Annotated in this window: 4 protein-coding genes; 3 read left to right on the top strand and 1 reads right to left on the bottom strand. The window is 69.5% G+C overall.

Annotated elements, in window-relative coordinates:
* Window positions 1-88: 88 nt before the first annotated feature.
* The gene (locus ABZ260_RS38075; RefSeq protein ID WP_355627185.1) at window positions 89-1,381 is read right to left on the bottom strand and encodes an extracellular solute-binding protein; all 1,293 of its coding nucleotides are present in this window, start codon (window positions 1,379-1,381) and stop codon (window positions 89-91) included.
* Between the two features lie 368 nt (window positions 1,382-1,749).
* Here ABZ260_RS38075 and pulA point away from each other — a divergent pair, with 368 nt between their 5' ends.
* From pulA to ABZ260_RS38090, 3 genes are all read left to right on the top strand, one after another.
* On the top strand, window positions 1,750-7,635 hold the full coding sequence (gene pulA, locus ABZ260_RS38080; protein WP_355627187.1) for a pullulanase-type alpha-1,6-glucosidase: 5,886 nt from the start codon (window positions 1,750-1,752) through the stop codon (window positions 7,633-7,635).
* Between the two features lie 92 nt (window positions 7,636-7,727).
* Window positions 7,728-9,761, top strand: coding sequence for a carbohydrate-binding module family 20 domain-containing protein (locus ABZ260_RS38085; protein WP_355627189.1), 2,034 nt, complete (start codon window positions 7,728-7,730; stop codon window positions 9,759-9,761).
* Between the two features lie 91 nt (window positions 9,762-9,852).
* Window positions 9,853-10,072: carbohydrate binding domain-containing protein (locus tag ABZ260_RS38090; RefSeq protein WP_355627191.1), on the top strand; the 220-nt coding region annotated here is incomplete at its 3' end.

Raw genomic sequence — 10,072 nt, forward strand, 5'->3', positions numbered from 1 at the left:
TCGGCCATGTCCTTGAGGTAGTCGACTGGGACGCCCCGGCTCCATCCGCCGCCGTGCTGTTCACACGTCCAGTCGAGAGCGCCACGGATCAGCTCCAGTCCTTGAAGATGCCGCGGTACTGGTCGTCCACCTTCTTGAGCATGTCCTCGGGGGTCGTCTTGCCGCCGACCAGCGACTGGTAGCCCTCAAGGAGCGGCTGGAAGAGCTGACCGCCCTCGGGGATCCACGGCCGCGCGGTCGCGGTCTCCATGATGGGCTTGAAGACGGCGACGTCCTTGTTGGCCTGAACGTCGGGGTTGTCGTAGGCGGAGACGCGGGTCGGCAGGAGGCTGATCTCCTTGGCGACCTTCGCCTGGGCCTCCGGGGTGCTCATGAAGCGGACGAACTCGTAGGAGGCGTCGATGTTCTTGGAACCGGCGTAGATCGCCAGGTTCCAGCCGCCGGTGGGAGCGCCGGCCTTGACCGAGCCCGCCGGGACGGGGGCGATGCCCAGGTTCTCCTTGTCCTTGAACTCCTTGCCCTGGTAGATCTCCGACAGCGCCCACGGGCCGTTGTAGATCATCGCGGCCTTGCCGTCCTTGAGGGCGGTCATCGCGTTGGCGTAGCTGTCCTGGATCGCGGGCTTGGGCGCGGCTCCGGAGGCGACCAGATCGGCCACCGAGGCCATCGCCTTCACGTTCGCCGGGGAGTTGACGGTGATCTTCTTGTTCTGCACGTCGAGGAGGTCACCGCCCTCGCCGTACATGAAGGGCAGCAGGAAGTAGGAGTCGACGTTGAGCGCGAGGCCGTTGGCCCCGGTCTTCTCCTTGACGTCGAGCGCGGCCTGCTTGAGCTCCTCGACAGTGGCGGGAGCCTTCTCGTGGCCGGCCTCCGCCAGCAGCCGCTTGTTGTAGATGAGCGCGAGGGTGTCGGTGACCTGCGGGACGGCGTACGTCTTGCCGTTGTACTTGGTGCTGCTCAGCGGACCGGCCAGGAAGTCGGACTCGTTCTCCACGGCGCGGCTGCCGTCCAGCGGCTGCAGGTAGCCCAGGGAGGCGAACTGGGAGGTCCAGGCGACCTCCGAGCGGATGACGTCCGGGGCCCCCGTGCCCGCCTGCGCCGCGGTCTGGAACTGGTTCTGCGCCTGGTCCGAGGGGACGTTGACGTACTTGACCTTGATGTTCGGATATTTCGCCTGGAACTCGTTGATGAGCGCCTGGAACGTCGGACCCTCGCTGTCCGGCCGGACGGTGTCCCACCAGGTGATCTCGCCGCTGATCTTCGACGGGTCCGTCGCCGCGGACTGGGCGGGGGCCGCCGTGCCGGCGTCACCGCCACCGCAGGCGGAGACCGCCAGGGCGAGGGCCGCGACGATCGTCGCAGCCGAGAAGGCTCGCCGCATGTGTTTCTCCTCAGGTTCAAGGGGACCGGCCAGGGGCGGGGGAAGCCGCCCGGCCGGGTCTGGAGTACGCCGGACGTTACGCCGACGTGAACCCCATTGGAAGAACTTTCTGCAAGAGTCTGCAAAGTCGTTACAAAGTACTCCAAAACCGGGAGGCAAGAGACCTCGGGCCGGAGAGCGCGGCGGAGGCGGCGTCATCCCCCGGATGGCAAAAAGTACCATTTGTACGCTTTTGTCCCCCCGTTGGCCCACTACGGCTTCCTCTGGGTTTTCCTGAATTCAGAAAATTGCCGCAAGGGATTGCATAGAGCAATCCCAGTGAGTAACTTCCGGGCAACACCCTCGAAACAACTCCCGTGGAGGCCTCCGTGGTCTGGCCACTCCCCCCACGGCGCGCGAGAACCACCTTCCTGAGGGGCGCCGCGCTCGCGGCAGCCCTGATCGTCACCCCCCTCGCCGCCACCCCCCTCCCCGCCGCCGCCTCCGCCACCGGTACCTCCGGGTCCGCGGTGTCCGCCCCGGCCTCCGCGCCGGCCTCCGTCTCGGCTCCTGTCTCGGCCCCTGTCTCGGCCCCTGTCTCGGAACGCCCCGCCGAGCCCGTGGTCTCCGCGCTGAGCCGCACCGCCGAGCCCGCGGACAGGGACCTGGCCCGCGACGCGCTCCGCGCCGACCTGAGCCGCGAGCGCTTCTACTTCGCGATGACCGACAGGTTCGCCAACGGCGACACCGGCAACGACCGGGGCGGCCTGTCCGGCGACCGGCTCACCACCGGCTTCGACCCGACCCACAAGGGCTTCTACCAGGGCGGCGACCTCAAGGGGCTGCTCGGCAAGCTCGACTACATCAAGAACCTGGGCAGCACCGCGATCTGGATCACTCCGGCGTTCGTCAACCGCCCCGTGCAGGGCACCGGCGCGAACGTCTCGGCCGGCTACCACGGCTACTGGATCACCGACTTCACCAGGATCGACCCGCACCTGGGCACCAACGCCCAGATGAAGGAACTGGTGCGCGAGGCGCACCGGCGCGGGATGAAGGTCTTCTTCGACATCATCACCAACCACACGGCCGATGTGATCGACTACGCGGAGAAGACCTACTCCTACCGGTCCAAGGGCGCCTATCCCTACGTCGACACCGACGGCGTGCCGTTCGACGACCGGGCCTACGCGGGCAAGAACACCTTCCCCAAGGTGGACACCGGCTCGTTCCCGTACACCCCGGTCGCTCCCAAGAAGGCCAAGACCCCGTCCTGGCTGAACGACCCGACGATGTACCACAACCGGGGCGACTCCACCTTCAGCGGTGAGAACGACCAGTACGGCGACTTCTTCGGCCTCGACGACCTGTGGACCGAGCGTCCCGAGGTCGTCAAGGGCATGACGGACATCTACCAGACGTGGGTGCGCGAGACCGGCCTCGACGGCTTCCGCATCGACACCGCCAAGCACGTGAACATGGAGTTCTGGGAGAAGTTCTCCCCGGCCCTGCGCGGCTACGCGGCCCAGCACGGCAACAAGCGGTTCTTCATGTTCGGCGAGGTCTACTCCAGCGAACCCGCCTTCACCAGCCGCTACTCCACCCGGGGCCAGATGAACGCCACCCTGGACTTCCCCTTCCAGGAGGCCGCCCGCTCCTTCAGCGGCGGCACCGCGGGCGCGGCGCGGCTGGCCCAGCTGTACGCCGGCGACGACTACCACACCGACGCCGACAGCAACGCCGCGTCGCTGCCGACCTTCCTCGGCAACCACGACATGGGCCGCATCGGCCGTTTCATCTCCCAGGACAACCCCGGCGCGCCCGACTCCGAGCTGCTCCGCAGGGACCTGCTCGCCCACGAGCTGATGTACCTCACCCGGGGCCAGCCGGTCGTCTACTACGGGGACGAGCAGGGCTTCACCGGCAAGGGCGGCGACCAGGACGCCCGCGCGTCCATGTTCGCCTCGAAGACCGAGAGCTACCTGAGCGACGACCTGATCGGTACCGACGCGACCCACGCGCGCGACAACTTCGTCCCCTCCCACCCGCTGTACCGGGGCATCTCCGCCCTGGCCGCGCTGCGCGACGCCCACCCGGCCCTGGCCGACGGCGCCCAGATCGAGCGGCTCGCCTCAGGCGGCGTCTACGCCTTCTCCAGGATCGACGCCGCGCGGCAGGTCGAGTACGTCGTGGCGGTCAACAACGCCGAGCAGCCGGCGAACGCGAGCGTGCCCACCTTCTCCGCGGGCGCCGCCTTCACCAGGGTGTACGGGGAGGGCGCCGCCGCGCTCACCACCGGCTCGGACACGAAGCTCGCGCTCACCGTCCCCGCCCTGTCGGCGGTGGTCTACAAGGCGTCCGCGAAGCTCACCGCCCCGTCCACGGCCCCGGCCGTCTCCATCGCCCTGCCGGGAGCCGAGATCAGGGGCACCGCCGAGGACGGCCGGATCCCGGTCACCGCGACCGTACCGGGAGGCGGCTTCGACCAGGTCACCTTCGCCGCCAAGGTCGGCGGGGACGCCTGGCGGGTGATCGGCACCGACGACGCGCCGAACGCCTCCCCCGCGGGCCGTACCTTCCGGGTCTTCCACGACCTGCGCGGCGTCGCGGCGGGCACGAAGATCTCCTACAAGGCGGTGGTGAAGGACTCCGCGGGCCGCTTCGCCTCGGCGAGCGCGGCGGCGACCGTCGGCGCCGAGCCCGACCCCGAGGAGCCGGGCGCGGTCAAGCGCGACTGGCTGGTCGTGCACTACCAGCGCGAGAACTACGACGGCTGGGGCCTGCACGTCTGGGGCGACGTCGAGAACCCCACGGAATGGGCCGAGCCGCTCAAGCTCACCGGCGAGGACGCCTATGGCCGTTTCGCCTGGATCAAGCTCAAGCCCGGCGCGTCCAACGTCGGGATCATCGCCCACAAGGGTGACGAGAAGGACGGCGGCGACCGGGTCGTCAACCCCGCCAGGAACGGCGAGGTCTGGCTCGCGGAGGGGAACGCGGAGACGCACCTGTCCCGCGCCGCCGCCCAGGGCCACACGACGATCCGCTACAGCCGGCCGGACAAGAACTACGACGGCTGGGGCCTGCACCTGTGGGGCGACGGGCTCGCCGACGGGGTGCCCACCGAGTGGGCCACCCCGCGCCCGCCGGACGGCACCGACTCCTACGGCGCGTTCTGGAAGGTCCCGCTGAAGAACGCCTCGACGCCGGTGAACTTCATCATCCACAAGGGCGACACCAAGGACCCCGGCCCCGACCAGTCGTTCACCCCGGCACTCCAGCCGGAGGCCGCCGTCGTCTCGGGCGTGGCGAAGATCCATCCGACCCGGGCCTCGGCCGAGAACGTGGCGATCCTGCACTACCACCGTCCCGACGGGAAATATGAAGGCTGGGGACTGCACCTGTGGGGTGACGTGGCCCAGCCCACCGAGTGGGCCACCCCGCTCCAGCCCACGGGCGAAGACGCCTTCGGCGTCTACTTCCGCGTCCCCCTGACCGAGGGGGCCAAGAACGTGAGCTACATCATCCACAAGGGTGACGAGAAAGACCTTCCCGACAACCAGGCGCTGGACCTCACGGCGACCGGCCACGAAGCCTGGCGGATCGCGGCCACCGAGGGCTACCTGCTGCCACAGCCGGCGGCCCGCGGCGCGGACGCCGACCTGTCGAAGTCCTCGGCGCACTGGATCGACCGCGGCACCGTGGTGTGGAAGGTCGAGCCGTCGTCCTCGCTCCGGCACTCCCTGGCCTTCTCCGAGAAGGGCGACATCACCTATGCCAAGGGCGACCTGACCGGCGACATCCGGATCATCCGCCTCCTTCCCGGAGCGCTCACCGAGGCGCAGCAGGCGAAGTGGCCGCACCTGGCCGGGCACGCCGCGTTCACGATCGACCCGCGTGACGCCGACCTCGTCGGAAAGGCACTGCGCGGCCAGGTCGTGGCCGTCGAGCGCGACGCCTCGGGCGCGCTGCTGGCCGCCACCGGCGTGCAGTTGCCCGGCGTACTCGACGACCTGCACGCCAAGGCGGCGACCGCCGGCCTCGGTCCCTCATGGAGCGGTGGCACGCCCGGTCTGTCGGTCTGGGCGCCGACGGCGCGCAAGGTCGAGCTGGCGCTCTACCGCGACCCCTCCGGCGGGGCCCGCACCGTCCACGCCATGCGGCGCGACGACGGCACCGGCATCTGGTCGGTCCGCGGGCAGCAGGGCTGGAAGAACCGCTACTACACCTTCCTGGTCACGGTCTACGCGCCCGCCGAGGGCAAGATCGTCACCAACGAGGTGACCGACCCCTACAGCCTGTCGCTGGCCGCCGGCTCGGGCCGCAGCCAGCTCGTCGACCTGTCCGACCGTTCCCTGCGGCCCGACGGCTGGTCGTCACTTGCCAAACCCAAGGCGGTGCCGCAGGAGAAGGCGTCGATCTACGAGCTGCACGTGCGCGACTTCTCCGCCTCCGACACGACGGTCCCCGCCTCCAGCCGCGGCACCTACTCGGCCTTCACCGGCGACTCGGCGGGGATGAAGGAACTGCGCGGGCTGGCCAAGGACGGCCTGACCCACGTGCACCTGCTGCCCGTCTTCGACATCGCGACGGTCCCCGAGCGCCGGGCGGAGCGGACCGAGCCCGACTGCGACCTGGCCTCGATGCCCCCCGACTCCGAGGAGCAGCAGGCCTGCGTCGCGCGCACCGTGGCAGGAGACTCCTTCAACTGGGGCTACGACCCGCTGCACTACACGGTGCCCGAGGGCTCCTACGCCGCCGACCCCGAGGGGTCCTCGCGGATCAAGGAGTTCCGGAGCATGGTCGGCGGGCTGAACGGGACGGGTCTGCGGGTGGTGATGGACGTGGTCTACAACCACACCCACGCCGCCGGCCAGGACTCCACCTCGGTGCTCGACCGGATCGTGCCCGGCTACTACCATCGGCTGCTCGACGACGGCACCGTGGCCACCTCCACCTGCTGCGCCAACACCGCGCCCGAGCACGCCATGATGGGCAAACTCGTCGTCGACTCCATCGTCACCTGGGCCCGCGAGTACAAGGTGGACGGCTTCAGGTTCGACCTGATGGGCCACCACCCCAAGGCGAACATGCTCGCGGTCCGCGCCGCCCTGGACAGGCTGACCGTGGCCCGCGACGGCGTGGACGGGAAGTCGATCATCTTGTACGGGGAGGGCTGGAACTTCGGCGAGGTCGCCGACAACGCCCGCTTCGAGCAGGCCACCCAGGCCAACATGGCGGGCACCGGGATCGGCACCTTCAGCGACCGGCTCCGTGACGCGGTCCGCGGCGGCAGCCCGTTCGACCCCGACCCGCGGGTCCAGGGCTTCGGCTCGGGACTGGCCGGGGCGCCCAACGGGTCGCCCGCCAACGGCGACGAGGCGCAGCAGCGGGCCCGGTTGCTCGGCTACCAGGACCTGATCAAGGTCGGGCTGGCCGGCAACCTCCGCGACTACACCTTCACCGCCTCGAACGGCAGACAGGTCAAGGGCTCGCAGGTCGACTACAACGGCTCCCCCGCCGGATACACCGCCTCGCCGGGCGAGGTCGTCACCTACGTCGACGCCCACGACAACGAGACGCTGTTCGACGCGCTGGCCTACAAGCTGCCGCAGGCCACCACCATGGCCGACCGGGTGCGCATGCAGTCGCTCTCGCTGGCCACGGCCGTGCTCGGGCAGGGCACCTCGTTCGTGCACGCCGGCAGCGAGCGGCTCCGCTCCAAGTCGCTGGACCGCAACTCCTACGACTCCGGCGACTGGTTCAACCGGCTGCTCTGGGACTGCTCGGCGGGCAACGGCTTCGGCGCCGGGCTCCCCCCGAAGGCCGACAACGAGGACAAGTGGCAGTACGCCAAGCCGCTGCTCGCCGACCCGGCGCTGAAGCCGGACTGCGCGGCGATCGGCGCGGCCCGCGCCCGCTACGGCGAGCTGCTGAAGATCCGCTCGTCCTCCCCGGCCTTCGGTCTCGGCAGCCTGGCCGAGGTGCAGCAGCGCCTGACCTTCCCGACCAGCGGCACCTCGGAGACCCCGGGTGTCGTGACCATGCACCTGGACGCCTCGGGGATCGACCCGCGCTGGAAGTCGATCACCGTCGTCTTCAACGCGACCCCCGAGGCGCGCCCGCAGACCGTCGCCGCGCTGAAGGGCACCCAGGTGACGCTCCACCCCGTCCAGACGGCCGGCGACGACGCCGTCGTGAAGCAGTCGACGTTCGATCCCGCCACGGGCACGCTGACGGTCCCGGCACGCACGGTCGCCGTCTTCGTCCAGCCCTGACCCCCGCATACCCCGGAAAGACGGCCGGGCCAGGTGTTGCAGCACCCGGCCCGGCCAGGGAACCCGTCCATCGATCCTGGAGGCCCCCACTCATGAAACCCTACAGAGCCATCGTTGCCACCGCGTTAAGCGCGCTGGCAGGCGCCGCGGTCGTGGTGCCCGTCGCGCTGAGCACCCCCGCCCAGGCGGCACCGCCCACCCCCGGCCCGATCGTCAAACTGTGGAACTGGAACTGGAACTCCGTCGCCAGGGAGTGCACCGACGTCCTCGGCCCGGCCGGATACTCCGCCGTGCAGGTCTCGCCGCCGAGTGACTCGATGTCCAAGGGCGGCTCGGTCTGGTGGGACATCTACCAGCCCGCCCGCTACACCCTCACCAGCAAGTTCGGTGACGAGAACGCGTTCAGGAACATGGTGAACGCCTGCCACGCGGCGGGCGTCAAGGTCCACGCCGACGCCGTCATCAACCACATGACCGGCCAGGGCAGCACCAGCTACGGCGGCTACAGCTTCGGCAAGTACAACTACCCGGGGCTCTACTCCTCCGCCGACTTCCACTCCCCCGTCTGCGGGATCAACAACTCCGACTACAGGAACGACGGCTGGCGGGTGCAGAACTGCGAGCTGGTCGGTCTGTCCGACCTCAACACCGGCTCCGAGTACGTCCGCGACCAGATCGCCGGCTACCTCAACAAGCTGACCTCCCTGGGCGTGGACGGCTTCCGCATCGACGCCGCCAAGCACATCAACCCGGGCGACCTGGCCGCGATCAAGGGCAAGCTGACCGGCTCGCCCTACATCCACCAGGAGGTCATCCAGGGCGATCAGGAGGCGATCACCCCGAGCCAGTACACCGGGATCGGCGACGTGCACGAGTTCGTGTACGGGCGCAAGCTCAAGGAGCAGTTCGCCGGGCAGATCAAGAACCTGCAGAGCTTCGGCCAGAGCTGGGGCCTGTCGGTGCCCAGTGACAAGGCCGTGGTCTTCATCGACAACCACGACACCGAACGTAACGGCTCGACCATGAACTACAAGTACGGCGACGCTTACAAGCTGGCCAACGTCTTCATGCTGGCCTGGCCGTACGGCACCCAGCGCGTTTACTCCGGGTTCACCTGGGGCGACAGCGAGGGCGGCCCGCCGTCCGCCAACGGCGGCTTCGTCACCGACGTCAACTGCGGCAACGGCCAGTGGACCTGCTTCCACCGCCAGATGAGCGGGATGGTCGGCTTCAACCGCGCCGTCGCCGGCACCTCGGTCGGCAACTGGTACGACAACGGCAACAACGTGATCGCCTTCAGCCGCGGCGACAAGGGCTGGGTCGCGATCAACAACGAGAGCGGCAGCGTCACCCGTACCTTCTCCACCGGCCTGCCCGCCGGAACCTACTCCAACGACGTGGGCGGCGGCACGGTGACCGTCGGCTCGAACGGCTCCGCCTCGGTGACCGTCCCCGGCAAGAGCGCGGTCGCCATCCACGCCGGCGGCGTCAGGCCCACCGACCCGCCGCCCGGTGACGCGACCGTCTACTACGCCACCGACTGGACGACCGCCAACATCCACTACCAGCCCACCGGCGGCGCCTGGACCACCGTCCCCGGCGTCGCCATGAACGAGACCGCCTGCACCGGCTGGAAGAAGAAGACCGTCGCCCTCGGCACCGCCACCGGGCTCAAGGCCGCCTTCAACAACGGCTCCGGCACCTGGGACAACAACGGCGGTTCCGACTACACCATCGGCCGCGGGGTGAGCACGGTCAAGAACGGCGTCGTGACCGCCAACGCCACCTCCCCCTGCGGCCCCGAGCCAAGCCCCACCCCGACGGTGAACCCCGGTGAGGTCGCCACCTCCTTCAACGCGAACGTGACGACCTCCTACGGCCAGAACGTCTTCGTGGTCGGCGACATCGCCGAGCTGGGCAGCTGGAACCCCGCCAACGCGGTGGCGCTCTCATCGGCCGACTACCCGGTCTGGAAGGTCACGGCCAACCTGCCGGCCAACACCGCGGTCTCCTACAAGTACATCAAGAAGAACCCCGACGGCTCGGTGACGTGGGAGAGCGACCCCAACCGGTCCTTCACCACCCCGGCGAGCGGCACCGCGACGCGCAACGACAGCTGGCGCTGACCTCCTGGCCGGGCCTCGGGCCCGGCCCACCATCCCGGGCGCCCACCGGCGCCCCGGACCATCCCCCCGCCGCCTCGCACAGAGGAACCCCATGCGCTCATCTCCCAAACGCGCCCTCAGACTGCTCACCGTCGCGGCCTTCGGCCTGACCTCCGCCGTCGTCCCGCTGTCCGCGGCCCTGGCCGCCAACAGCGTGACCGTCTACTACGCCACCGGCTGGACGACCGCCAACATCCACTACCAGCCCACCGGCGGCGCCTGGACCACCGTCCCCGGCGTCGCCATGAACGAGACCGCCTGCACCGGCTGGA

Source organism: Streptosporangium sp. NPDC006013 (assembly GCF_040614275.1).
Taxonomy (GTDB): domain Bacteria; phylum Actinomycetota; class Actinomycetes; order Streptosporangiales; family Streptosporangiaceae; genus Streptosporangium.